The sequence below is a fragment of the Pseudomonas sp. HMSC067G02 genome, from assembly GCF_001813485.1.
GTDB classification, from domain to species: domain Bacteria; phylum Pseudomonadota; class Gammaproteobacteria; order Pseudomonadales; family Pseudomonadaceae; genus Pseudomonas; species Pseudomonas aeruginosa.
Genome location: NZ_KV812681.1, coordinates 272,266 through 296,218 on the forward strand (window position 1 = coordinate 272,266; position 23,953 = coordinate 296,218).

A 23,953-nucleotide genomic window follows, 5' to 3' on the forward strand; every position below is an offset into this window, starting at 1 on the left:
GGCCTGGGCGTTGCCCTGCGATTGCGCCGGCGGCAGCGGGCGCGGGGCGGAAACCGGGGGTAGTGATGGGGAAGCGCCTATCTCGGCTGGCATGGGTAACAACCTGTCTTAAACGACCCTGCGGAGGCTGGGGAAGGGCGTGTATAATGCCGCGCCTGTCAAACAGGCTGGCCGCGTCGTCACCAGTATAGCGGCCGTGTTTATCCCGACTTTAGGGTCTGTTCCGTGAAGGCCTCCGGCGCCGCGACGAGGAGAGACGCTTGGCGATGTTGTTCGATGTCCGATCCTGCTGAAGTCCCCACAGCCAGCCCCTTGCTGGAAACCGTCGGGCTCGCCTGCGAGCGCGACTGGCGCATGCTGTTCGAGCGCCTCGACCTGCGCCTGGCCGCCGGCGAGATGTTGCAGGTGGTCGGTCCCAACGGCAGCGGCAAGACCAGCCTGCTGCGCCTGCTGTCCGGACTGATGCAGCCGACCGCCGGGGAAGTCCGCCTGAACGGCCGGCCGCTCGCCGAACAGCGCGGCGAACTGGCCCGCAGCCTGCTGTGGATCGGCCACGCCGCGGGAATCAAGGGCCTGCTCAGCGCCGAGGAGAACCTCACCTGGCTCTGCGCGCTGCACCAGCCGGCCAGCCGCGAGGCGATCTGGCAGGCCCTGGCCGACGTCGGCCTGCGTGGCTTCGAGGACGTTCCCTGCCACACCCTTTCCGCCGGCCAGCAACGCCGCGTGGCGCTGGCCCGCCTGTACCTGGACGCACCGCCCTTGTGGATCCTCGATGAACCCTTCACCGCCCTCGACAAACAGGGGGTGGCGCAACTGGAAACGCACCTGGCCGGGCATTGCCAGCGCGGCGGGATGGTGGTGCTGACCACCCACCACAGCCTGCAGCAGGTGCCCGCCGGCTACCGCGAGCTGGACCTCGGTGCGCTCAAGGCGGCCAGCGGCGCGACGGTCGAGCCGGCGCTGGGCGATCCGGCATGAGCAACGTCTTCAGCCTGCTTCTGGCGCGCGAGGCGCGCCTGCTGTTCCGCCGACCGGCGGAGCTGGCCAACCCGCTGGTGTTCTTCGCCATCGTCATCGCCCTGTTCCCCCTGGCGGTCGGGCCGGAAAGCCAATTGCTACAAACCTTGTCGCCCGGCCTGGTCTGGGTGGCGGCGCTATTGGCCGTGCTGCTCTCGCTGGAAGGGCTGTTCCGCAGCGATTTCGAGGACGGTTCTCTGGAGCAGTGGGTCCTTTCGCCGCACCCCCTGGCTCTTCTGGTGCTGGCCAAGGTGCTGGCACACTGGCTGTTTTCCGGGCTGGCCCTGGTCCTGATGTCGCCGCTGTTCGCGCTGATGCTGGGCCTGCCGGCCCGTTGCATACCGGTGCTGCTGCTTTCCCTGTTGCTCGGTACGCCGGTGCTGAGCCTGCTCGGCGCCGTCGGCGCGGCCTTGACCGTGGGCCTCAAGCGCGGCGGCCTGTTGCTGGCGCTGCTGATCCTGCCGCTGTACATCCCGGTGCTGATTCTCGGTAGCGGGGCGCTGCAGGCTTCGCTGCAGGGACTGCCCAGCAGCGGACATTTATTGTGGCTGGCGAGCCTGACGGCGCTAGCATTGACACTCACGCCATTCGCCATCGCTGCCGGCCTGAAGATCAGCGTAGGCGAGTGAGTCCGCCCGCCGAAGGCATCGGCGGGCGTGCGGTACCGGGCGGCTGCGCCGCCCACGCTTGACCCGGGCTGGCAGCGGAAGGCCTGCCCGGTATTTCCAAAGAGCCCTGTAAACAGAGCCTGATGATGAATTGGACATGGTTTCACAAGCTTGGGTCGCCCAAGTGGTTCTACGAGATCAGCGGCCGCTGGCTGCCCTGGTTCGCCGTGGCGGCGGCGCTGCTGATCGTCACCGGCTGCGTCTGGGGGCTGGCCTTCGCGCCGCCGGACTACCAGCAGGGCAATAGCTTCCGCATCATCTATATCCATGTGCCGGCGGCCTTCCTCGCCCAGTCCTGCTACGTCATGCTGGCCGTGGCCGGTGCCGTCGGGCTGATCTGGAAGATGAAGATCGCCGACGTGGCGGTGCAGTGCGCCGCCCCCATCGGCGCCTGGATGACCTTCGTCGCGCTGCTTACCGGGGCCGTCTGGGGCAAGCCGACCTGGGGCGCCTGGTGGGTCTGGGACGCGCGCCTGACGGCGATGCTGATCCTGCTTTTCCTCTATTTCGGCATCATCGCCCTCGGTCAGGCGATCAGTAACCGCGACAGCGCGGCCAAGGCCTGTGCCGTACTGGCCATCGTCGGCGTGGTGAACATCCCGATCATCAAGTACTCGGTGGAGTGGTGGAACACCCTGCACCAGCCGGCCACCTTCACCATCACCGAGAAACCGGCGATGCCGGTGGAGATGTGGTTGCCGTTGCTGATCATGGTCCTAGGCTTCTATTGCTTCTTCGCGGCCATGCTGCTGGTGCGCATGCGCCTGGAAGTGCTCAAGCGCGAGTCCCGCACCGCCTGGGCGAAGGCCGAGGTGAAGGCCCTGGTGGAGAAGGCACGATGAGCTTCGAATCGTTCGGCGACTTCCTCGCCATGGGCCATCACGGCCCCTACGTCTGGTCGGCCTACGGCATCAGCCTGCTGGTGCTGGCGATCAATGTCGCCGAGCCGCTGCTGGCCCGGCGCCGCTACCTGCAAGAAGAGGCGCGTCGTCTGCGCCAGGAGGCCCAGCAGTGAATCCGGTCCGCAAGAAACGTCTGATCATCGTCCTCGCCATCGTGGCGGGTGTCGGCGCCGCGGTGGGCCTGGCGCTGTCGGCCCTGCAACAGAACATCAACCTGTTCTACACCCCGACCCAGATCGCCAACGGCGAAGCACCGACCGACACCCGCATCCGCGCCGGCGGCCTGGTGGAAAAGGGTTCTCTGCAACGCAGCGAGGATTCGCTGAACGTGCGTTTCGTGGTCACCGACGGCGCCAAGGAAGTGACCATCGCCTACCATGGCATCCTTCCCGACCTGTTCCGCGAGGGGCAGGGCATCGTCGCCCTCGGCAAGCTGGGCGGCGACGGCGTGCTGGTGGCCGATGAAGTGCTGGCCAAGCACGACGAGAACTACATGCCGCCGGAAGTCACCAAGGCGCTCAAGGACAGCGGCCAACTGAAGCACTACGAGAACGGCAAGGCCGCCGGCGAGACCTCGTACAACCAGGAGGGCAAGTAGATGATCCCCGAACTCGGCCACCTGGCCCTGATCCTCGCCCTCTGCCTGGCCCTGGTGCAATCGAGCCTGCCGCTGGTCGGCGCCTGGCGCGGCGACCGCCAGTGGATGAGCCTGGCGCGCCCGGCGGCCTGGGGGCAGTTCGCCTTCCTCGCCTTCGCCTTCGGCTGCCTGACCTGGGCCTTCCTGCGCGACGACTTCTCGGTGGCCTACGTGGCCGGCAACTCCAACAGCGCGCTGCCCTGGTACTACAAGTTCAGCGCCGTCTGGGGCGCCCACGAAGGTTCGCTGCTGCTCTGGGCGCTGATCCTCGGTGGCTGGACCTTCGCCGTGTCGATCTTCTCCCGGCAACTGCCGGAGGTCATGCTGGCCCGCGTGCTGGCGGTGATGGGCATGATCAGCACCGGCTTCCTGCTGTTCCTGATCATCACCTCCAACCCGTTCAGCCGCCTGCTGCCGCAGACCCCGATGGACGGCAACGACCTCAACCCGCTGTTGCAGGACGTCGGCCTGATCGTCCACCCGCCGATGCTCTACATGGGTTACGTCGGATTCTCGGTGGCCTTCGCCTTCGCCATCGCCGCACTGCTCGGCGGCCGCCTGGACGCCGCCTGGGCGCGCTGGTCGCGGCCCTGGACCCTGGTGGCCTGGGCCTTCCTCGGTATCGGCATCGTGCTCGGCTCCTGGTGGGCCTACTACGAGTTGGGCTGGGGGGGCTGGTGGTTCTGGGATCCGGTGGAAAACGCCTCCTTCATGCCCTGGCTGGTCGGCACTGCACTGATCCACTCGCTGGCGGTGACCGAGAAGCGCGGCGTGTTCAAGAGCTGGACCGTGCTGCTGGCGATCGCCGCTTTCTCCCTGAGCCTGCTGGGCACCTTCCTGGTCCGCTCCGGCGTGCTCACCTCGGTGCACGCCTTCGCCTCCGACCCGGAGCGCGGGGTGTTCATCCTCGCCTTCCTGCTGCTGGTGGTCGGCGGCTCGCTGACCCTGTTCGCCCTGCGCGCGCCGGTGGTCAAGAGCCAGGTCGGCTTCGCCCTGTGGTCGCGCGAGACCCTGCTGCTGCTGAACAACCTGGTGCTGGTGGTGGCGGCCTCGATGATCCTCCTCGGGACTCTCTACCCGCTGCTGCTCGATGCCCTCAGCGGCGCCAAGCTGTCGGTCGGCCCGCCGTACTTCAACGCCATGTTCCTGCCGCTGATGGCGGCGCTGATGGCGGCCCTGGCGGTCGGCGTGCTGGTGCGCTGGAAGGACACCCCGAGCCGCTGGCTGCTCGGCATGCTGACCCCGGTGCTGGTGGCCAGCGCGGTCCTGGCGGCGGCCGGTTCGATGTACTTCGGCGATTTCAACTGGGCGGTGCTGGCGGTGTTCCTGCTGTCCGCCTGGGTGGTCCTGGCCGGTTTCCGCGACTTCCTCGACAAGACCCGGCACAAAGGCGTGCTGGCCGGCGCCCGCAGCCTGACCCGCAGCTACTGGGGCATGCAACTGGCGCACCTGGGCATCGCCGTGTGCGCCATCGGCATCGTCCTCAGCAGCCAGTACAGCGCCCAGCGTGACCTGCGCATGTCGCCCGGCGACACCGTCGAACTGGGCGGCTACCACTTCCTCTTCGACGGCGCGAAGCACCACGAAGGGCCGAACTACACCTCGGACAAGGGCAGCATCCACGTCAGCCGCGACGGCAAGGAGATCGCCACCCTGCATCCGGAGAAGCGCCTGTACACCGTGCAGAGTTCGATGATGACCGAGGCCGGGATCGATGCCGGCTTTACTCGCGACCTCTACGTGGCGCTCGGCGAGCCGCTGGAGAACGGTGCCTGGGCGGTGCGCGTGCACGTCAAGCCGTTCGTCCGCTGGATCTGGTTCGGTGGCCTGCTGATGGGCCTCGGCGGCGCCCTGGCGGCGCTCGACCGGCGCTACCGGGTGAAGGTGAAAACACGTGTGCGCGAGGCCCTGGGCCTCGCCGGTCAGGGAGCCTGAGTCTTGAAACGAGCGATTCTGCTGCTGCCGCTGGGGATCTTCCTGATCGTCGCGGTGTTCCTCTTCCGCGGCCTCTGGTTGGACCCCAGCGAGCTGCCCTCGGCGCTGATCGGCAAGCCGTTCCCGGCCTTCGACCTGCCCAGCGTGCAGGACCCGGCCCGGCGCCTGACCGAGGCCGACCTCAAGGGCAAGCCGGCGCTGGTCAACGTCTGGGGCACCTGGTGCCCGTCGTGCCGGGTCGAGCACCCGGAACTGACCCGACTGGCCGAGCAGGGCGTGGTGATCTACGGGATCAACTACAAGGACGACAACGCCGCCGCCATCAAGTGGCTGAACGAGCTGCACAATCCCTACCTGCTGAGCATCAGCGACGCCGACGGCACCCTGGGCCTGGACCTGGGCGTGTACGGTGCGCCGGAAACCTACCTGATCGACAAGCAGGGCATCATCCGCCACAAGATCGTCGGGGTGGTCGACCAGAAAGTCTGGCGCGAGCAACTGGCGCCGCTGTACCAGCAACTGCTGGACGAGCCGGAGGCCCGATGAAGCGTTTCCTCGCCACCGCGCTGCTCGGTCTCGCCCTCTGCGGCGTGGCCCGGGCCGCCATCGACACCTACGAGTTCGCCAGCGACGCCGAGCGCGAGCGCTTCCGCAACCTGACCCAGGAACTGCGCTGCCCGAAGTGCCAGAACCAGGACATCGCCGACTCCAACGCACCGATCGCCGCCGATCTGCGCAAGCAGATCTACGGCCAGTTGCAGCAGGGCAAGAGCGACGGCGAGATCGTCGACTACATGGTTGCCCGCTACGGTGACTTCGTTCGCTACAAGCCGCCGGTCAACGAGCGTACCTGGCTGCTCTGGTTCGGTCCGGGCGCCTTGCTGCTGTTCGGCGTGCTGGTGATCGGCGTGATCGTCCTGCGCCGCCGGCGCACCGCCGCCAAGGCGCAAACCACCCTGTCCGCCGAGGAGCAAGCGCGCCTCGCCAACCTGTTGAAGAACGACAAATGATCGATTTCTGGCTCGCTGCCGGCCTGCTGCTGCTGGCGGCCCTGGCATTCCTGCTGATTCCGCTGCTGCGTGGCCGTCGCGCCCAGGCCGAGGAAGACCGTACCGCCCTGAACGTCGCGCTTTATCAGGAGCGGATCGCCGAGCTGGCCGGCCAGCAGGCCGCCGGCACGCTGACCGCCGAGCAACTGGAGAATGGCCGCGCCGAGGCTGCCCGCGAACTGCTCGCCGACACCGAGGGCAGCGGCGAAGAGCGTAGCTCGCGCCTGGGCCGGGCGGTCCCGCTGGTCGCGGCGCTGCTGGTGCCGTTGGTCGCGCTCGGCCTGTACCTGCATTGGGGCGCCAGCGACAAGGTCGAGCTGGCCCGCGAATTCGCCCAGGCGCCGCACTCCATGGAAGAGATGACCGCGCGCCTGGAGCGCGCGGTACAGGCTCAGCCGGATTCCGCCCAGGGCTGGTACTTCCTCGGTCGCACCTACATGACCCAGGAACGCGGCGCCGATGCGGCGCGGGCCTTCGAACGCGCCGCCGAACTCAGCGGGCGGCAGCCGGAAGTGCTCGGCCAGTGGGCGCAGGCACTGTATTTCTCCGGTGGCAAGAAAATGACCGCGCAGATCAAGGCCCTGGCCGACGAGGCGCTGAAGGGCGACCCGGCCGAAGTGACCACCCTTGGCCTGCTCGGCATCGCCGCCTTCGAAGAGCAGCGCTACGCCGACGCCATCGGCTTCTGGGAGCGCCTGGTGTCGGTGTTGCCGAACGAGGACCCGGCGCGCTCGGCGATCCAGGGCGGCATCCAGCGTGCCCGCGAGCGCATGACCGAGGCCGGGCAGACCCCGCCGGCGCCGGCCGCGCCCGCTGCCGCCGGGGTGACCCTGACGGTGAAGGTGGATATCAGCGACGCGGTGAAGGGCCAGGTCAAGGCCGACGACAGCGTGTTCGTCTTCGCCCGCGCCGTCGGCGGCCCGCCGATGCCGTTGGCAGTGAAGCGCCTGACCGTCGCCGACCTGCCGGCCGAGGTCAGCCTGAGCGATGCCGACGCCATGATGCCGCAGCTCAAGCTCAGCGGATTCCCGCAGGTCGAGCTGGTCGCGCGGGTATCCCGCGCCGGCAACGCCATCTCCGGCGAATGGATCGGACGCGGCAAACCGTTGTCTACCGCCCAGTCGTCGGCGCAAGCGCTGACCATCGACGGCCCGGACCAGCCCCAGGCGGCCCGGCCATAACGACAACGGGTTGGCGGGAGGTGCGGCGGTGAAGGCGAAGTATCTGGGTCTGGCGATTCTCCTGGGCGGTCTCGGCGGGTGCGTGGTGCATCCGCCGCAGACCAGCGAACCGCCGGCCTCGATGCCGCCGCAGAGCCAGCCGCAGCCCGGTCCGTCCAGCGCGCCCGGCGCCACCCCGCCGCGCATCACCCCGCAACCGCAGACTCCGGCGCAGCCCAGCCGCTCGCGTCCGCAGTTCGCCCCGCCGCCAGGCGGCAAGGGCGTCTGGGACGGCAGCCTGGGGGTCTATGTGATCCGCGGCGAGCGCGATCTCTACTACCGCCAGCGTACCTACTACCGCTGGGACGGCGGCTGGTTCTGGTCCACCAGCCCGCAGGGTCCCTGGACCGAGACCGACGCCCGCGGCATCCCGCCCGGTCTCAGCCGGCGCTACGCCAATCCATGACCCCTAGGGGTTCTCCGGGTCGTGCCCGAGCGACTGGATGAACAGCGAGAACAGTTCCGGTTGCGAGGAAATGTCCAGCTTGGCGTACAGGTGGCGCCGATGGACCTTGATCGTCTCCGGCGAGATCGCCAGGCGCTCGGCCATGGCCTTCGACGAGTAGCCGCGAAGGATCAGGCGGGCGATCTCCAGTTCCCGTTCCGATAGCACGCTGGCGCCGAAGTGGCTGAGGGCGTCGCGTATCTGCGTGGCCATCTCTTCCTGCGGTGCGGCCGGCAACAGGCGCTGGCTGCGCTGCTGCCAGTGCTGCTGCATTAGCGCCAGGACCCAGCTCGAGAGCAAGCCGAGCATCCCGCATTCCTCGTCGGCGAACATCCTCTGCATGCCCAACGACAGCGACAGCGCGCCCTGGCCGGGCACCTGTAGGATGAACTGCACCTCGTCCTCCAGAACGTTGTCGTGGAAGTAGCTAAGGTAGTACTCGCTCTGCCGGAAATGGTCCGGGGCGATCTCCTCGAGGCGGTACAGGCCGCTGGCCAGGCCTTCCCGGCAAGCCTGGTAGAAGGGGTCGAGCAGGTACAGCCCGTTCAGGTAGGCGAGCATCGAGGCCGGCCCGGCGTGCGGTTCGGCGTCGTATTCCTCCAGGGCCACCGGCACGCCGTTGGCGGGGTAGAAGATCGCCAGGGCGTTGTCGAACGGCAGGTGCTGGCGCAGCAGCAGGATCAATTGCTTCCAGAAGCGGTTGCCGCCGATCTGTTCGATGGCGCGGCCCAGGCTGGCGTGCATGCCGATGTCCCGGAACAGGGTGTGCATCCGTATTCGCTCCACGGTGGGTTTTCGCAGGCTCCGGTTTGCGGCTTTTCCATCCGCCGCGTCAAGGGGCGTAACCCCAAAGGGTGATTGGCCCGCCGGTTCCGCGCTCCTAGAGTCGGCGCATAACCAGCGCCCCGGCAAGGGGCCGCCGCGAGTCTCCGTTACTGCCTCAACTTCAATAACAATCAGAGGACAACGACATGAGCTCTTCCCCCGCGCCCGAAAGTGCGCTGAAACCCACCCTGGGCGTGTTCGACGTGGTCGCCATCACCGTTTCCGCGGTCACTCCCGCCAGTTCCGTCTTCGTCATCGCCCCCTTCGCCATCCAGCAGGCCGGCACCGGCGCCTTCTGGGCCTTCGCCCTGGCCGGGGTGCTGGCGCTGATGTTCGCCTGGTGCTATGCCGAGCTGGGCAGGGCGCACAGCACCGCCGGCGGCGAGTATGTCTACGCCAAGCGGGTGTTCGGCGGCTTGGCCGGCTACGCCACCTTCCTCACGGTGCTGGCGATGCTGCTGTTCATCCCGCCGGTGCTCGCCACCGGCGCGGCGACTTACCTGAACGCTGCCCTCGGCACCCACTTCGATGCGCAGACCGTGGCCCTGGCGATCGTTGCCTTCAGCTACCTGCTGGGCATCCTCAACATCCGCGTCAACGCCTGGGTCACGGGTACCTGCCTGCTGCTGGAAGTGGCGGCGCTGCTGGTGATCGTCGGCCTCGGTTTCGGCCATGCACAGCAACCGGCGAGCGTCCTGCTGCAGCCGCAGGTAGTCGGCGACGGCGGGCTGCTGGCGATCGCACCCTGGGCATTGGTGATCGGAGCGGTCGGTACCGCGCTGTTCTCCTACAACGGTTTCGGCGGCGCGGTGCTGCTCGCCGAGGACATGAAGGACGGCGGCCACAGCGTGCATCGCGCGGTGCTCTGGTCGCTGGCGCTGGTGGTGCTGATCGAGATCGTCCCGCTCGCCGCGCTGCTGATCGGCGCGCCGTCGCTCCCGGCGATGCTCGCCAGCCCCGATCCGATCGGCTACCTGTTGAACAGCCATGGCAACGAGACGCTGTCGCGCCTGGTCAGCGCGGGAATCTTCCTCTCGGTGTTCAACGCCATCGTCGCCATCGTCATCCAGAGCGCCCGGGTGATCTTCAGCAGCGGTCGCGACGCGCTCTGGATGCCGGCGTTGAACCGTGCCTTCACCCGTATCCATCCGCGCTGGGAATCGCCCTGGCTGGCCACGCTGTTCCTCGCCATTCCCTCGGCGGCGCTGAGCTTCAGCTCCAACCTGGCCGAACTGACCTCGTTCACCGTGTTGCTGATCGTCATGGTCTACCTGATCGTCGCCCTCTGCGCGCTGTTCAGCCGGGTGCTGCGGCGCGACCGCGAGCATCCCTACCGGATGCCGCTGTGGCCGCTGCCAGCGCTGCTGGCGGTGAGCGGGGCGGGATACCTGCTGCTCAACCTGTTCCTGGCGGCCTCGGCCAGGGACGTGATGATCATTGTCGGACTGCTGGCGGTGTCGGTGATTCTCTACTGCACCTACGGCAAGCTCAGTCCGGCGTTCCAGAAGCTTTGAAACAGGAGTCCGCATGCGCGCTCGACAACTTGGCATCACCCTCGGCCTGGGCACTCCCGGCCCGTTCAACGCGATCACCGACGTTCCCGGCGTGCGCGTCGGCCACAGCACCCTGAACCAGCGGATCGACGGCAGGCAGGTTCGCACCGGCGTCACCCTGGTCCAGCCGCGCGCCGGTGCGGCGCGCCTGCAACCCTGCTTCGCCGGCTGCCATGTGCTCAACGGCAACGGCGACGCCACGGGCCTGGAGTGGATCCGTGAAGCCGGCCTGCTGACCACCCCGATCGCCATCACCAATACCCACAGCGTCGGCGCGGTGCGCGACGCGCTGATCGCCGAGGAGCGCGCCGAACTCGGCGACAGCGGGCTGTACTGGTGCATGCCGGTGGTGATGGAGACCTTCGACGGCCTGCTCAACGATATCTGGGGCCAGCACGTCGGCGCCCGCCAGGTCGGCGAGGCGCTGGCCTGCGCCGAGTCCGGACCGGTCCGCGAAGGTTCGGTGGGCGGCGGCACCGGGATGATCTGCCACGAGTTCAAGGGTGGCATCGGTAGCGCATCGCGGCGGCTGCCGGCGGAGCAGGGCGGCTGGACGGTGGGCGCGCTGGTCCAGGCCAACCACGGCCAGCGTCGCGAGCTGCGGGTCGATGGCTATCCGGTCGGCCGCCGGCTGGGCGACATCCCCTCGCCGTTCAGCGAGGAAGGCACCCCGGGCATGGGCTCCATCGTGGTGATCCTGGCCACCGACGCGCCGCTGCTGCCGCACCAGTGCCAGCGCCTGGCGCAGCGCGCCTCGATCGGCATCGCTCGCACCGGCGGTGGCACCGAGGACTCCAGCGGCGACGTGTTCCTCGCATTCGCCACCGGCAACCAGGACCTGCCGCCAGCCGACTATGCGCGCAAGGACCTGCCGCAGAGCACGCCGCTGCGGATGCTCAACAACGACCACATCTCGCCGTTGTTCGCCGCGGCGGCGGAGGCGGTGGAAGAAGCCATCGTCAACGTGCTGCTGGCCGGCGAGGACATGCGCACCGAGGACGGCCGGCTGGTGCCCGCGCTGAAGGGGGAGACGCTCCTGGCGGCGCTGCGCGAGACCGGCTGGCCGGGACGCTGAAAGCGGCTCAGCGCCAGCCGCGGGTGCGCGCCACCGCTTCGCTGAAACGCACCTGCCAGCGCCGGGCGGTGCCGGCGTCGACCCGCGGCTGGAACTCCGTGCGGGTGTTGCGCGGCTCCGCCAGCTCGTAGCCGAGGCCACGCGCGGCAAGGGCGGCGCAACCGAAGGCGGTGAGTTCGTCGAAGCGCTGGGTGACGATGCGCCGTTGCAGGCTGTCGGCGAGGAACTGGGCGAAGTAGGGGCTGCGCGCCAGGCCGCCGTCGATGGACAGGCGGTCGGTGACCTTCAGGTAGCCGTCCATCGCCTGGATCACCTCGGCGCTGCGCAGCACCACGCCTTCGAGCAGGGCCTGGCAGAGGTCCTCGCGGCGGGTGCCGGCGTCCATTCCCAGCCACATCGCGCCGGCGCTGCGGTCCCAGTGCGGGCATGCGAGTCCCGACAAGGCCGGGACGAAGGCCAGCCCGCGGTCGATGGCCGGCGGCCGGTCGAAGCCGGCCAGTTCCGAGAAGTCGCTGAACAGGCCAAGACGCCCGGCCCACTCGACTGCGGCGCTGGCATCGTAGACCCCGCCGTCCATGGCGTACACCGGCTTGGCATCGATCTGCCAGGCGATGGTGGCGAGCAGGCCTGTCTCCGGCGAGCGGATGATCCGCTCGCCGCTAAGGGTCAGGGCGAAGGCGCCGGTGCCGAAGGTGATCTTCGCATCACCGGGCTGGCGGCAGCCGTGACCGTAGAGCGAGGCCTGCTGGTCAACCACCGAGGCCGTCAGCGGAGTGTTGCCGATCACCCCGAAATGGCCGACGGTATCGCGGATTTCCGGCAGGCACTCGATCGGCACGCCGAACAGGGCGCACAGTTCGGGGTCCCAGCGGCCCTCGGCGAGGTTCATCAATGCGGTGCGCGAGGCGGTGGTGACGTCGGTGGCGAAGGTTCCGCACAAGCGGTCGAGAAACCAGGCGTCGCTGGTTCCCAGGCGCAGGCGGCCGGTCTCGAGAGCCCGGCGAGCGGCAGGAAGGTGCTCGACGATCCAGCCCAGCTTGCTGGCCGAGAAATAGGCATCGAGCGGCAGGCCGCTGCGTTCCAGGACCAGCGCCTCGGCGCCGCTGGCGCGTAGACGCTCGATGTGCGGGGTGGTGCGGTTGTCCTGCCAGACGATCAGCGGCGACAACGGCTCGCCGCTGCGGGCGTCCCAGGCCATGCAGCTTTCGCCCTGGTTGGCGAGGCCGATGGCGTCGACCCGGCCGCTGGCCTCCAGGCAGCGTTGCAGGTTGGCCAGCAGTTCCAGCGGATCGTGCTCGACCCAGCCGGACTGCGGATGATGTTGCTGGTGACGCAGCGCCAACTGAATATCGGCGCTGCCGTCCTGGCTGGCAACCAGCACGCGGGTACTGGTGGTTCCCTGGTCGAGGGCGGCGATTCGCATGGTCGGTTCTCTTCGCGGGTTCAGTGGCCGGAGGTGAGGAAGGCGACTTCCAGGCGTCGGGTGTCCGGCGGTAGGCGCAGGGCGGCCAGCGGCACCAGCAGGCGGCGTTCCGGCAGGCAGGACAGGGCGCGCTCCCACACCGGGCGACCATCGGCCAGTATCCGCAGGCGGCCGCTGGCGGCCTCGCTTACGCGTAGCTGCAGATGCGCCAGGCCGGGTGTCGGGTCGGCCAGCAGCCGCTGCGGCACGCACAGCTTGAGCGGACCGCTGCAATCGATGGCGATACCGGGCGCGGCGACCGGCAGTTCGGCCCGCAGGTCGGCGGCCAGCAGGCCGGCTATCCTTCGTCCCTCGCGGAACGACCAGCCGGCGGTCTCGATCGGCCGGAGCAGGTTGCCGGCGGCGAAATAGGCGGGGTCGGAGCAGCGGCCGAACTGATCGATGCGCGGGCCGCCGCTGGCCGGGTCCAGTTCCAGGTGGCTGAGGCGGACCAGGCTCGATTCGGGAACGAAGCGTCCGCTGAGGAGGATGCCGTCGCAGGCGATCCGTTCGACCCGCCCGTCGCCCAGGCGTACCCGCGCCGCCTCGACCCGGCCGCGGCCTTCGATCTCCAGCAGCTCGCTGGAGAAGTGCATCGGTACTCCGCACAGCCTGGGAAACAACGATAGCGGCCAACGCGCGGTGGCCCGTGCGTTGCGTTCGAGCATGGCCACCGGGCGGATGCCGGCACGCCGGCAACTCATCACGGCGGACAGGCTGACCAGCTCGGTGCCGACGATCAGCGGCCGTTCGAACGGCTTCAGGCCTTGCAGATAGAGATAGGCTTGCAGCGCGCCGGTATTGATCACGCCCAGTGGCCGGTCGCCGCCCAGCAGGCGCGCCGAGCGTGGCGTCTCGCGTGCGCCGGTGGCCAGCAGCACGCGTGTCGCGCGCAGACTGCGCGGGCCTTCGGGGGTGGCCAGTTGCAGCAGACCGGCGGCGGCGAGAGCGACCACGCTATGGCGCAGGCGGATATCCACCCCGGCCCGTTCAGCCTGTTCGACGTTACGCAGCGCGTAGGCCGGGCCGGTCAACAGGCGGCCGTGCTCGCGCAGGCCGAACGGCGGATGCGCGCAATGCCGGGGTATACCGCCGGCCTCGCCGTCGCGCTCCAGCACGCAGACCCGGGCGACGCCTTGGCGGCGTAGTTCGATGGCGGCCGCCAATCCGGCGGGACCGCTGCCGACGATGGCGACGTCGACCTGTTCAGTGATGCTCATGGCAACTCCCGGTGGCGAGGGGCTGGGCGAGGCGGCCGGCGCTCAGCTCGGCGACCCGCGCGTTGCAGTAGAAACCCTGGCAGCGTCCCATGCAGGCGCGGGTGCGACGCTTCAGGCCGCCGAAGTCGCCGGCTGGCAGCGGGCCTTCCAGGGCGGCGAGGATTTCCCGGCGGGTGACCATCTCGCAGTGGCAGACGATCTCGTCGTAGCCGGGACGCTGCCAGTCGCGCGGCAGGTGTTCGGCGAGGTTCGGTACCTGCGGCCAGAGCGGCTCGCGAACCGCTTCGTGGAAGCGCCCACCCTGGTAGAGACGATAGACGTGGCGTGCGATGCCCAGCGCCGCGGTGAGACCGGTGGAACGGATGCCGCCGACACTGATCCAGTTGCGTCCGTCGACCTGGCGGATGCGGTATTCCTTCTTTTCGCTGGCCGGCCGCAACCCGGCGTAGGTGGCGGTGACCGGCATGCCGCGCAGGCCGGGGAGCCGCTCGACGGCGGCGTCTATCAGTCGCTGCAGGGTGTCGCTGTCGACCCGTGCCTGTTCGCGGTCGTCCTGTTCCTCGGCGGTGGGGCCGGCAAGCAGGTTGCCGAAGACAGTACGGGTGAATACCACGCCTTTGGTCCGCTCGTTGGGTACCGGCAGCAGGATGTGCCGCAGCAGCGCCGCGGCGGCCTTGTCGAAGACCACGAACTGGCCCTTGCGCGGATGGATGGCGAAGCTCGCCGCGCCGAGCAGGCGCTGTTCCAGTTGGTCACCGAAGAGTCCGGCGCAGTTGATTACCTGGCGCGCGCGCAGATCGCCGCGGCGGGTATGCAACAGCCATTCGCCGCCGTCGAAGGCGCCGTCCAGCACCTCGACGTTGAAACAGGCCTCGGCGCCATGGGCCTGCGCCTGTTGCAGATAGGCGAGCGGCGCGGACCAGGGGTCGATCAGATGCTCACCGGGGACCCGCACCGCACCGAGCACATTGCCGGCCAACTGCGGCTCCAGCGCCAGGACCTCGTCGCGACCGATCTGGCGGACGTCATCGACACCGTTGCCGTGGGCCTGCTCGACGATGGCCGGCAGGCGCGCCAGATCCTCGTCGCTCCATGCCGCCACCAGGGCGCCGGTTTCCAGCAGCGGCAGGTTGAGGCGCGCATGGATGTCGCGGTATTCGCGATAGCCCTCCTGCATGCAGGCCAGTTCGATGCTGCCGGGCGGCGCGTCGAAACCGGTATGGAGGATCGCGCTGTTGCCCTTGCTGGCACCGGAGAGGATGTCGGTGCTTTTTTCCAGCAGGACCACCCGCGCACCTTCCAGGGCGAAGCGGCGGGCCATGGCGCAACCCACCACGCCAGCGCCGATCACTGCAACGTCGAAGATCGCGGTCTTTGTCGCAAGCGGCTCAGTCATCGTTTCTGCCTGTTTCTTTTGGTATCAGTTTGCTTTTTGACCGTAACACTGAATTTTCACACAGAATTTTATGTGAAATTTGTTGTTTTAATGTGGCAACTGAAAAAGAAACAGTCAATCGATTAATCGACGGGCAGCCACCGGCACAGCCCCGGCCTGTCTCCGGGGCTGCCCGCGAGGGGAGTCAGGCCTGCGGGGTGCGCAGGGGGGCTTCGTGGACTTCCACCCGCGCCTGTTGCAGGGCTTCCCAGAGTTCCCCGGTAGGCTTGCGGTCGACCACCAGGCGGTTGATCCGGCTCAGCGGGAAGACCTGGAACAGGGCGCGCCGGCCGAGCTTCGAGGAGTCGGCGATAACCGTCAGTTGGCGGGCCTGGGCGATCATGGCACGGGCGATCTCGGCTTCCTCGATGGAAAAATCCATGGCGCCATCGCCGTTCAGCGCGCCGACGGTGATCACCGCATGCTCGGCGTTGAACCGGGCGATCTGCTCAATGGCCAGGGCGCCGACGTTCTGTTCGGATTCCGGGCGGTACTCGCCGCCGATCATGAATGCACGGTTGCCGGAGGCGCCGACGCTGCCGGCGATCAACAGCGAGTTGGTGATCACCGTCAGATGGCTCTGGCGCGCCAGTTCGCGGGCGAACAGCAGGGTGGTGGTGCCGGTGTCGATGAAGATGCTGTCACCGGGCCCGAACAGGCCGGCGGCGTAGCGGGCGACTGCGCGTTTTTCCTGGGCGTGCTCGTTCATTCGGGTCTGGAAGGCGTTCTCGTGCTCGCCGCTGGGCGGCAGGGCGGCCCCTCCGTGGAATTTGCTGACCAGGCCTTGTTCGGCCAGCGCGGCGAGGTCGCGGCGAATGGTTTCCTGGGAGGTGGAAAGGGTCCGCGCCAGTTCGTCCACCGAGATCCGCTCGCGCTGGCGCAGCAATTCGAGAATGTGGCGGCGGCGTTCCTCGGGGCGCATCGTGTTCTCCCATGGGCCGCATCCTGGTGCGGCGATTGTTACCGTGAATCGCCCGGTAGCGCCTGGCGGCGCTGGGCGGAAGGGGGCGGGGCGAGGCTTTGCGCAGGCCCGGCGGAAAATCCCACAGGTCCGTAAGGCAGGTACGCTCTTGGATTGGCCGCCTACTTGACCGTATGGGTGACCAATTTAGGTAAAACGAACCTTCAAATCAACACGAAAACCAAATTGTGGCACGCGAAATGCGAGTGTTCGCTTCGGCGGAGCGACCGGCGTGGCCGGCCTCCCGACCAGACAACCAGAAGAACGCATCCCGCTACGGGAGCCTGCCGAGGGGAGAACGACGCAGATGGCCGAGTTCGGAAACTATGTGATTTACCTGATCATGCTGGGTGCGGTACTTGGCGCGCTGGCTTCCATCCTGCGCCCGGAAAGCGGTCTGGGCCGCGAGTTCGTCAACGGCATCCACGCCATCGGTCCGGTGTTCCTCGCCCAGGCCGGCATCATGGTAGCCATTCCCTATCTGTCGAAGGCGATTTCCCATGCCCTCGGCCCGTTCTTCCAGACCCTCGGTTCCGACGTATCCATCGCCGCGCTGTCGATCATCGCGGTGGACATGGGCGGCTACCAGTTGGCCGATGCCCTGACCGCCAACCGCGACATGTGGATTACCGCCATGCTGGTGGGCTACACCTCCGGCGCGACCATCGTCTACCTGATCCCGGTCGGCCTGACCATGCTCGAGCGCAAGGACCACAAGTACCTGGCGCTGGGGGCGATGGCCGGGTTGATCAGCATTCCGTTCGCGGTGCTGGCGGCGTTGCTGCTGATTACCCTCAACCACATCCCGGTGCGCGAACTGGTATCGACCGGTTCGCCGGCCCTGCACTACCTGTCGCTGGACTTCCTCGGCATGCTTCGGCTGCTAGCGCCGCTGTTCGTCTTCTGCTTCCTGCTGGCCGCCGGCCTGAAGTACCGGGCGACGGCGATGGTCACCGGGTTCCTGGTATTCGGCAAGGTGATGGACGCGTTCATCAAGATGGCCCTGGCGCTTTCCATCGTCCAGCACTTCACCGGAGTCTTCACCAAGGTCTTCGGCGGCTGGGGCTTCGACCCGATGTTCGCCGACGAGAAAGAGTTGTTCCGCGCCATCGAGATCGCTGGCTACATCGGCATCATGCTGGCCGGGACCTTCCCCATCTGCTACCTGTTCCAGCGCTACTGCAAGCGCCCGATGGCGGTCCTCGGCCGTTACCTGGGGCTGTCCCAGCCGGGCGCCACCGCCTTTGTCATGGTACTGGCGAACATCATCGCCACCTACCACCTGTTCAAATACATGAATGCTCGCGACAAGGTGCTTTGCGTGGCCCTGGGCGTCTGCGCCCAGGCCACCATCGGCGATCACCTGGCATTCACCGCCAACTTCCAGCCGACGCTGATCCTGCCGATCCTGCTCGGCAAATTGTTCGGCGGCCTGCTGGCGGTATTCATCGCCATCCGCATCTCGGTGCCTGCCGCCGAGCGCTATGCCCGGCAGGAGCAGGAGCATGACGAGGCGGAAAAAAGCGCCCTGCACGCAACCTGAAACATCTCCCGACGAGCGCCGCGAGCCATCGCGGCGTCGCTTTTCCGCAACGAGGTAACCATGCGCAAGATATTCCTAGCCTGTCCCTACAGCCATGCCGACGCCGAGGTGGTCGAGCAGCGCTTCCGTGCCTGCAACGAGGTCGCGGCGACCATCGTCCGCGCCGGCCACGTGGTATTCAGCCAGGTTTCCATGTCCCACCCGATCAACCTGTGCCTGGCCGATCTCGACCGCGCGGCGATCGGCAGGTTGTGGGCGCCAGTGGACGCCTTCTACATGGATCACCTGGAAGAGCTGATCGTCCTCGACCTGCCGGGCTGGCGAGACAGCGCCGGCATCCGCCGCGAGATGGAGTTCTTCGAGGCCGGCGGACAGCGGGTGAGCCTCTGGTCCGAGGTGGAGCACGAGTTTCGCTGAGGCGGCAGTGGCTGAACTGCAAGCCGAATGAAAAAGCCGGAAGCGCGAGCGCTTCCGGCTTTTTCGTCGAGCGGCGAGAGATCAGTTGGGGCTGTAGATCTGGTCGAATACGCCGCCGTCGATGAAGTGGGTCTTCTGCACGCTGCGCCAGTCGCCGAAGGTCTTCTCCACCGAGAAGAAGTCGACTTTCGGGAAGCGGTCGGCGAACTTGGCGAGGATCTCCGGGTTGCGCGGGCGCAGGTAGTTGTTGGCGGCGATGGTCTGGCCTTCGTCCGACCACAGGTACTTCAGGTAGGCCTCGGCCTGGGCGCGGCTGCCTTTCTTCTCGACCACCTTGTCGACCACCGCCACGGGGGGCTCGGCCTCGGCGGACACGCTCGGGTAGACCACCTCGAAGCCGCCTCGGCCGAATTCGCGGGCGATCATCTCGGCTTCGTTCTCGAAGGTCACCAGTACGTCGCCGATCTGGTTCTGCATGAAGGTAGTGGTGGCGGCGCGGCCGCCGGTGTCGAGCACCGGTACCTGCTTGAACAGTTTGCCGACGAACTCCTTGGCCTTGTTCTCGTCACCGCCGTTCTTCAGCACGTAGCCCCAGGCGGAGAGATAGGTATAGCGGCCGTTGCCGGAGGTCTTGGGGTTCGGCACCACTACCTGGACGCCGTCCTTGAGCAGGTCCGGCCAGTCCTTCAGGGCCTTGGGGTTGCCCTTGCGAACGATGAACACGGTGGCCGAGGTGAACGGCGCGCTGTTGTTCGGCAGGCGGGTCGCCCAGTCCTTCGGCACCAGGCCGCCGTTGTCGGCGAGGGCGTCGATGTCGGTGGCCTGGTTCATGGTGATGACGTCGGCGGGCAGACCGTCGATCACCGAGCGCGCCTGCTTGCTGGAACCGCCATGGGACATCTGGATGGTGATGTTCTCGCCTTTCTCCGCTTTCCAGTATTTCTGGAAGGCCGGGTTGTATTCCTTGTAGAAGTCGCGCATCACGTCGTAGGAGACGTTGAGCAGGGGCTGGGCGGCGTGAGCGGCGCCGCCGAGCGCCAGGCCGGCGGCCAGCAGGGAGGCGCTGAACAGTCGTTTCACAGGGCAGTTCCTTTGGGCATGTTGTAGTGGCTCGACTATAACGTCGGGTTATATGCAGGGTAAATATCAAAAACTGCTTTGCTTATTACCCGCTCGAGCCTATGCCGCGGCCGGCGCTTTGGCCAGCGCTAGTCGAGGCCGCTGACCGCCAGGTCCTTGGGATACTCCACGCTGAACTTCAGGGTGGCGCTGCGTTTCTCGCCGGGTTGCAGGGTCCAGTCCCACTTCAGCTTGCCGTCGTCCTCGCGCTTGATTTCCTGTGCCTTGGGTTCCAGCAAGGTGACCTGGATCTGCTCGTTGCGCGAGACCGGCAACTGGTCCTCGAACTGCACGCGTTCGGCGTTCTTGTGGTTGTTGCGCACGTCGATGCGGAATTCGTAGTTGACCCGCGTGCGGTTGCCGATCAGGCCGCTGCTGTCGGTGTAGCGCTTGACCAGCTTGCGTTCGATGCCGATGCTCTCGTCGGCGCCCAGTGCCAGTTCGAAGCTCTCGCCGGGCATCACCCCGCGCAGATGGCCGCTGGCGACGAAGCTGTTGCCGAGAAAGGTATTCAGGGTGCCGGGGAGCAGCGGGTAGTCGCTGTCGTTGCGGGTTTCCGCCTCCAGGTAGGCGGTTTCGCGCAGGGCCGGGGCCGCCAGGTAGCGCAGCTTGGCCGGCATTTCCAGGCGGGCGATGGTGACCTTCTGCGCGCTGCCGTCGCTGTTCAGGGTCGCCGGCACGGGGATGTGGAAAGAGGCGCTGGCGGCTCCGCTGCTGACCTCCGCGGTGGCGAGCCGCGCCTCGGCCAGCTTCGGCGCCGAGGCCGGCATGGCCATCTTCGCCGAGGTCCTGGCGATGGGCGCGGCTTGCGGCATGGGCGCCGGAGCGTCCTGCATGGCCATCTCGGCACCGTAGTAGGCGTTGGGCGCGTCGATGTCGACGATCCAGGGATTCAGCCGCGGTACGTTGCCGCCCAGGGCCGGACGGGCGGTGGAGAGGGTCAGGTCGATGTCGGTCCAGTCTTCGCCGCTGCTCTGCCGGACCAGGCCCTGGTAGGTCAGTTCGATGGTCTTCGCGCCGTCGCGCAGGCGCGCGTCGTAGGTCGGCTGCCAGGAGGCGTCGCGCAGGGTGTAGTCGAGCTTCACCTCGACCTGTGCCGGTTGCTCCAGGGCGACCCGCAGGACCGCGCGCTTGAAGCGCTTGCCGTCGCCGTTGAGGGTGCCGCGCTGCTCCTGCAACTGCTGCTTGCGCTGTTCCAGTTCGGCGGCGCGGTCGTCCAGCTGGCGCTGCTCGGCGAGCAGGCGTTCGAGGTTGCCTTCGGTCAGTTGCAGCAGGCTCTTCAGCTCGTCGATGCCGGGCATGGGGCGATCCTTACCGGGCTGGGTGCTGCCGCTCTGGATGTCGGCGAGGAACTTCTTCTGCGCTTCGAGCACGCTGCCGCGGTCATGGATTTCCCGCAGTTGCCGGTCTATCTCGCGCAGTTGCTGGTCGAGTTGCTGCACACGGTTGTCGTCCGGGCGCTCGACCCGTTGCGCGGCGCTGCTGACGTCGAGCAGGGTAGCGGCGGCGCTGGCACCGAGGGACGCGCGCAGGCTGGCGTCGTCGAGCTGGAAGGGCAGTTGCTCCAGGGCGATCTCATGCTGGCCCTTGGGCAATTGCAGGCGGGCGGTGCGGGTGACCACGGCACGGTCGGCGTAGACGGTGACCGCGCTGATGCGGCTGTCGACCGCTTGTGGCGCGGCCAGCAACGGAGCGCTGGCGAACAGGCCGGCGAACAGGAGCGGAGAGGCGGCGAGTCGATTCACGATATCTCTTCCTTGGGCGGATGGAGGGGCGAGGAACCCGTGCGTGCGGTTCCTTCCTGCTGCCTGAGACGCAAGCACGGCGAAAGACGGGTTAAGCGACGCGAAGAAATTTTCCCGTGCGGCTCAGGCCGGCTGTTCCAGGCGCTCCAGGGCATCGCGCAGGTTGGCGCGGGCGGCGGCCTCCCAGCGCTGCCGCAGCGGTTCGCAGTGGTACAGCGCCGGTTGCTCCAGCAACTGGCGCAGCAACTTGCCGCGCCCGGCGCGGAACAGCGGTTCCGGCACCCAGGCGTATTCGGCGCGGACGTCCGCCTCGTAGCGTGCGTAGACCGGCGCCGGCGCGGCCAGGATGGCGAGGTCGAGATCCACCACCAGGGCTGCGTCGGCGTCTCCCGGCGGCGCCTGGTGACAGGTGGCCATGATCAGTTCGCGCAGGGCCGGCCGCAGCGCCGCCAGCCCGGCCTGGTCGAGCCAGCGCTCGGTGCTGGCGGCGCTGGCGGCCTCGTTGTCCTGGCGCTGGGTGTCGTAGACCAGGTCGTGGGTCCACAACGCCAGCTCCACCAGGTCCGGCCGCCGCGCCAGTTGGCGCCAGCGGTCGAAGTGCTCCAGGCAGGCGAGGATGTGGCGATCGCTGTGGTAGTGCCGGTCGGCCCCGCCATAGGCCGCCAGCAGCGCGTCGAAGGCATCCGCCGGCGGGTTGCCGCCGAGTCGCTGCCAGAGGGCGTCCCAGCGCTGCCGGTCAAGACTTCCCATGGCTGCCTTCCTCGCGAGGGAACAACGGGTTGCCGCAGCGGCAGCAAAATGCCGCCTGCACTTCGTGGGTCGCCTTGCGGCACACCGGGCAATCCCGCTGCAACAGGTTGGCCGGGTCCTGGCGCATCGCGGTGGCGAGTTCGGCGGTGAAGATCCCGGTGGGCACCGCGATGATCGAGTAGCCGGTGAGCATCACCAGGCTGGCGATGGCCTGGCCGAGCGGGGTCTTCGGGGTGATGTCGCCGAAGCCGACCGTGGTGAGGGTGACGATCGCCCAGTAGATGCCGCGGGGGATGCTGGTGAAACCGTGCTCCGGGCCTTCGACCACGTACATCAGCGCGCCGAACACGGTGACCAGGGTCATCACGGTGAGGAAGAACACGATGATCTTCTGCTTGCTGCCGCGCAGGGCGGTGAGCAGGAAATTGGCCTGGCTCAGGTACTGGCGCAGCTTGAGCACGCGGAAGATCCGCAGCATGCGTATCACCCGGACGATCAGCAGGTACTGGGCGTCGGGGTAGAGCAGGGCGAGGAAGCCGGGGAGGATCGCCAGCAGGTCGACCAGGCCGTAGAAGCTGAAGGCATAGCGCAGCGGCTTGGGCGAGCAGTACAGGCGCAGCAGGTATTCCACCAGGAAGATGCCGGTGAAGCCCCATTCGATGTAGGCCAGCAGGTCGCCGTAGTCCTGGTGGATCTCGTCGATGCTGTCGATCATCACTACCAGCAGGCTGGCCAGGATCACCAGCAGCAGCGCGCTGTCGAAGCGCCGGCCGTCGCGGGTGTCGGTCTGGAAGATGACGATGTAGAGGCGTTCGCGCCAGCTGTCGGGTGCGCTCATCGTGGCTCCTGATGATGGATGCGGCACCTTACCAGACTAGCCCGCCGGCGCCAGCGTTCCCCGCTCAGGAGCGCCGCCGGCCGAGGCGCGCGCCGAGGCTGCCGGCCAGGCGCAGGTAAAGGCGCTCGCCGCCAATGCAGAGCAGGCAGGCGAGGATGAACGGTGCGGTCAGCGCCGGCAGGCCGAGCAGGCCGAACAGCGGTTGCAGTGCCACCGCCAGGCCCATGCCGAGCAGTGGCGGCCAGGCGCTGCGGTAGCGCAAGGCCAGGGCCAGCCCGGCAAGGGCGGCGTTCAGGCCGTAGAGCCCGGCGAGCGCGCTCGCCCAGTCGTAGCCCAGCAGCCAGGCCAGCGGCAGGCTGGCCGCGGCGCCGGCGAGGGCCCAGGCGGCCGAGGGACGCGAGACCAGCAGCAGGCCGAGCCAGACCAGCAGCCCTGCCAGCGGTTCACCGAGGAAGATGATCTCGCCGATCCCCAGCGTTAGCGCCGCCAGCTCCGCCGTGCCGCTCCAGGCGCAGCTGAAGCAGCCGCCATGGGCCGCCGGGGCCAGGCCTAGCCAGGCGCCGAGGGGCACCAGCCACCAGCCGTTGAGGACGAAGCCCAGGGTATAGGGCGGTAGCCAGCGGCGTCGGCGCAGCCCATGCAGGAACAGGCGCTGCAACGCCACGCTGGCCAGGCAGCCGAGCGCTACCAGCGACACCAGTCCCGGCGACCAGGCGAAGCGGAATGCCAGCAGCATGCCGATCAGCACGGCGTTGTAACCGTACAGCCCGGCCTCGATGTCGCTGTCGGCGCAACGCAACAGGCGCGCCAGCAACGGGCCGAGGGCGCCGCCAAGGAGGGCGCCGGCGAGCAGCGGCGGTGCGCCGACGGCGATCGCCAGCAGACAGGCCAGGCCCAGGCGTGGGTCGCCCTGGAGGAACACCTGGCTGATGCCGCGCAGGAGGATTCGGGATGCATTGAGGAGAGGTTGCAGGGGCATGGCGGTCAGTGCGGCGGCCGCTCGGCAGGCACGGAGATGCCAGGCCTGCGCGAGGGGCGGGGGCGGTCATTGTAGGGTCTGGCGCGGAGGCGACGCACCCCGGACGAGAAGGCCAGGCGAGGGTCATGCATGCAGGGCGTTCCAAGAAGAAAAAAAGA

General features: G+C 67.9%; 24 protein-coding genes. 14 read left to right on the forward strand and 10 right to left on the reverse strand.

Going from position 1 to position 23,953, the window contains the following annotated elements:
• The first annotated feature begins 276 nt into the window (after nucleotides 1–276).
• The 10 genes from ccmA (at nucleotide 277) to HMPREF2914_RS16085 (ending at nucleotide 7,834) form a co-directional block, all read left to right on the forward strand.
• A complete protein-coding gene (ccmA, locus tag HMPREF2914_RS16040; protein WP_010895571.1) occupies nucleotides 277–978 on the forward strand; it encodes a cytochrome c biogenesis heme-transporting ATPase CcmA in 702 nt (233 codons plus the stop codon).
• Complete coding sequence (gene ccmB, locus HMPREF2914_RS16045; protein ID WP_003083130.1) at nucleotides 975–1,646, forward strand: heme exporter protein CcmB; 672 nt, start codon at nucleotides 975–977, stop codon at nucleotides 1,644–1,646. Before ccmA ends, ccmB begins: the two co-directional genes overlap by 4 nt.
• Nucleotides 1,647–1,768: 122 nt before the next feature.
• The gene (locus HMPREF2914_RS16050; RefSeq protein ID WP_003083135.1) at nucleotides 1,769–2,527 is read left to right on the forward strand and encodes a heme ABC transporter permease; all 759 of its coding nucleotides are present in this window, start codon (nucleotides 1,769–1,771) and stop codon (nucleotides 2,525–2,527) included.
• Nucleotides 2,524–2,700 carry a heme exporter protein CcmD gene (gene ccmD / locus HMPREF2914_RS16055; protein ID WP_070702832.1) on the forward strand — a complete coding sequence of 59 codons (177 nt, stop codon included), beginning with the start codon at nucleotides 2,524–2,526 and terminating at the stop codon, nucleotides 2,698–2,700. The genes HMPREF2914_RS16050 and ccmD overlap by 4 nt, the downstream gene beginning before the upstream one ends.
• On the forward strand, nucleotides 2,697–3,185 hold the full coding sequence (gene ccmE / locus HMPREF2914_RS16060) for a cytochrome c maturation protein CcmE (RefSeq protein ID WP_003107323.1): 489 nt from the start codon (nucleotides 2,697–2,699) through the stop codon (nucleotides 3,183–3,185). Before ccmD ends, ccmE begins: the two co-directional genes overlap by 4 nt.
• On the forward strand, nucleotides 3,186–5,159 hold the full coding sequence (locus tag HMPREF2914_RS16065) for a heme lyase CcmF/NrfE family subunit (RefSeq protein ID WP_003107324.1): 1,974 nt from the start codon (nucleotides 3,186–3,188) through the stop codon (nucleotides 5,157–5,159). It abuts the gene before it with no gap.
• Nucleotides 5,160–5,162: 3 nt separating this feature from the next.
• Entirely contained in the window at nucleotides 5,163–5,705 is a 543-nt protein-coding gene (dsbE, locus tag HMPREF2914_RS16070; RefSeq protein WP_003083138.1) for a thiol:disulfide interchange protein DsbE, read from the forward strand.
• The gene (ccmH, locus tag HMPREF2914_RS16075; RefSeq protein ID WP_003133169.1) at nucleotides 5,702–6,169 is read left to right on the forward strand and encodes a cytochrome c maturation protein CcmH; all 468 of its coding nucleotides are present in this window, start codon (nucleotides 5,702–5,704) and stop codon (nucleotides 6,167–6,169) included. Before dsbE ends, ccmH begins: the two co-directional genes overlap by 4 nt.
• On the forward strand, nucleotides 6,166–7,389 hold the full coding sequence (ccmI, locus tag HMPREF2914_RS16080) for a c-type cytochrome biogenesis protein CcmI (protein ID WP_003083145.1): 1,224 nt from the start codon (nucleotides 6,166–6,168) through the stop codon (nucleotides 7,387–7,389). Before ccmH ends, ccmI begins: the two co-directional genes overlap by 4 nt.
• A gap of 28 nt (nucleotides 7,390–7,417) precedes the next feature.
• The gene (locus HMPREF2914_RS16085; RefSeq protein WP_023092028.1) at nucleotides 7,418–7,834 is read left to right on the forward strand and encodes a hypothetical protein; all 417 of its coding nucleotides are present in this window, start codon (nucleotides 7,418–7,420) and stop codon (nucleotides 7,832–7,834) included.
• 3 nt (nucleotides 7,835–7,837) lie between these two features.
• Here HMPREF2914_RS16085 and HMPREF2914_RS16090 read toward each other — a convergent pair whose 3' ends face one another.
• Nucleotides 7,838–8,644: a helix-turn-helix transcriptional regulator gene (locus HMPREF2914_RS16090; RefSeq protein ID WP_003083150.1), complete on the reverse strand. Its 807-nt coding sequence runs from the start codon at nucleotides 8,642–8,644 to the stop codon at nucleotides 7,838–7,840.
• A 200-nt stretch (nucleotides 8,645–8,844) separates the two neighbouring features.
• On the opposite strand from HMPREF2914_RS16090, the gene HMPREF2914_RS16095 reads away from it, so the two are divergent.
• Entirely contained in the window at nucleotides 8,845–10,212 is a 1,368-nt protein-coding gene (locus HMPREF2914_RS16095) for an APC family permease (RefSeq protein ID WP_003110692.1), read from the forward strand.
• 13 nt (nucleotides 10,213–10,225) lie between these two features.
• Nucleotides 10,226–11,326, forward strand: coding sequence for a DmpA family aminopeptidase (locus HMPREF2914_RS16100; protein ID WP_003087164.1), 1,101 nt, complete (start codon nucleotides 10,226–10,228; stop codon nucleotides 11,324–11,326).
• Nucleotides 11,327–11,333: 7 nt separating this feature from the next.
• Here HMPREF2914_RS16100 and HMPREF2914_RS16105 read toward each other — a convergent pair whose 3' ends face one another.
• The 4 genes from HMPREF2914_RS16105 to HMPREF2914_RS16120 all read right to left on the reverse strand — a co-directional run bounded on the left by HMPREF2914_RS16105 (nucleotide 11,334) and on the right by HMPREF2914_RS16120 (nucleotide 16,365).
• Complete coding sequence (locus tag HMPREF2914_RS16105; RefSeq protein ID WP_023092027.1) at nucleotides 11,334–12,749, reverse strand: glycerol kinase; 1,416 nt, start codon at nucleotides 12,747–12,749, stop codon at nucleotides 11,334–11,336.
• A 20-nt stretch (nucleotides 12,750–12,769) separates the two neighbouring features.
• Entirely contained in the window at nucleotides 12,770–14,008 is a 1,239-nt protein-coding gene (locus HMPREF2914_RS16110) for an NAD(P)/FAD-dependent oxidoreductase (protein ID WP_003133161.1), read from the reverse strand.
• Nucleotides 13,995–15,404, reverse strand: coding sequence for an NAD(P)/FAD-dependent oxidoreductase (locus tag HMPREF2914_RS16115; protein ID WP_009314775.1), 1,410 nt, complete (start codon nucleotides 15,402–15,404; stop codon nucleotides 13,995–13,997). Before HMPREF2914_RS16115 ends, HMPREF2914_RS16110 begins: the two co-directional genes overlap by 14 nt.
• 184 nt (nucleotides 15,405–15,588) lie before the next feature.
• A complete protein-coding gene (locus HMPREF2914_RS16120) occupies nucleotides 15,589–16,365 on the reverse strand; it encodes a DeoR/GlpR family DNA-binding transcription regulator (protein WP_003083169.1) in 777 nt (258 codons plus the stop codon).
• A 346-nt stretch (nucleotides 16,366–16,711) separates the two neighbouring features.
• Between HMPREF2914_RS16120 and eutH the strand changes: the two genes are divergently transcribed.
• The gene (eutH, locus tag HMPREF2914_RS16125; RefSeq protein WP_015503189.1) at nucleotides 16,712–17,947 is read left to right on the forward strand and encodes an ethanolamine utilization protein EutH; all 1,236 of its coding nucleotides are present in this window, start codon (nucleotides 16,712–16,714) and stop codon (nucleotides 17,945–17,947) included.
• Nucleotides 17,948–18,007: 60 nt separating this feature from the next.
• A complete protein-coding gene (locus HMPREF2914_RS16130; protein WP_003087170.1) occupies nucleotides 18,008–18,364 on the forward strand; it encodes a DUF1937 family protein in 357 nt (118 codons plus the stop codon).
• 81 nt (nucleotides 18,365–18,445) lie between these two features.
• Here the strand turns inward: HMPREF2914_RS16130 and HMPREF2914_RS16135 are convergent, their stop codons facing one another.
• The 5 genes from HMPREF2914_RS16135 to HMPREF2914_RS16155 form a co-directional block, all read right to left on the reverse strand.
• Complete coding sequence (locus HMPREF2914_RS16135) at nucleotides 18,446–19,444, reverse strand: sulfate ABC transporter substrate-binding protein (protein WP_003087175.1); 999 nt, start codon at nucleotides 19,442–19,444, stop codon at nucleotides 18,446–18,448.
• Between the two features lie 128 nt (nucleotides 19,445–19,572).
• Complete coding sequence (gene muiA / locus HMPREF2914_RS16140; RefSeq protein WP_023092026.1) at nucleotides 19,573–21,228, reverse strand: mucoidy inhibitor MuiA; 1,656 nt, start codon at nucleotides 21,226–21,228, stop codon at nucleotides 19,573–19,575.
• Nucleotides 21,229–21,351: 123 nt separating this feature from the next.
• The gene (locus tag HMPREF2914_RS16145; RefSeq protein ID WP_023092025.1) at nucleotides 21,352–21,978 is read right to left on the reverse strand and encodes an HD domain-containing protein; all 627 of its coding nucleotides are present in this window, start codon (nucleotides 21,976–21,978) and stop codon (nucleotides 21,352–21,354) included.
• Nucleotides 21,965–22,816 carry an ion transporter gene (locus tag HMPREF2914_RS16150; RefSeq protein ID WP_003083179.1) on the reverse strand — a complete coding sequence of 284 codons (852 nt, stop codon included), beginning with the start codon at nucleotides 22,814–22,816 and terminating at the stop codon, nucleotides 21,965–21,967. Before HMPREF2914_RS16150 ends, HMPREF2914_RS16145 begins: the two co-directional genes overlap by 14 nt.
• Before the next feature lie 64 nt (nucleotides 22,817–22,880).
• Complete coding sequence (locus HMPREF2914_RS16155) at nucleotides 22,881–23,795, reverse strand: urea transporter (protein ID WP_023092024.1); 915 nt, start codon at nucleotides 23,793–23,795, stop codon at nucleotides 22,881–22,883.
• Between the last annotated feature and the right edge of the window lie 158 nt (nucleotides 23,796–23,953).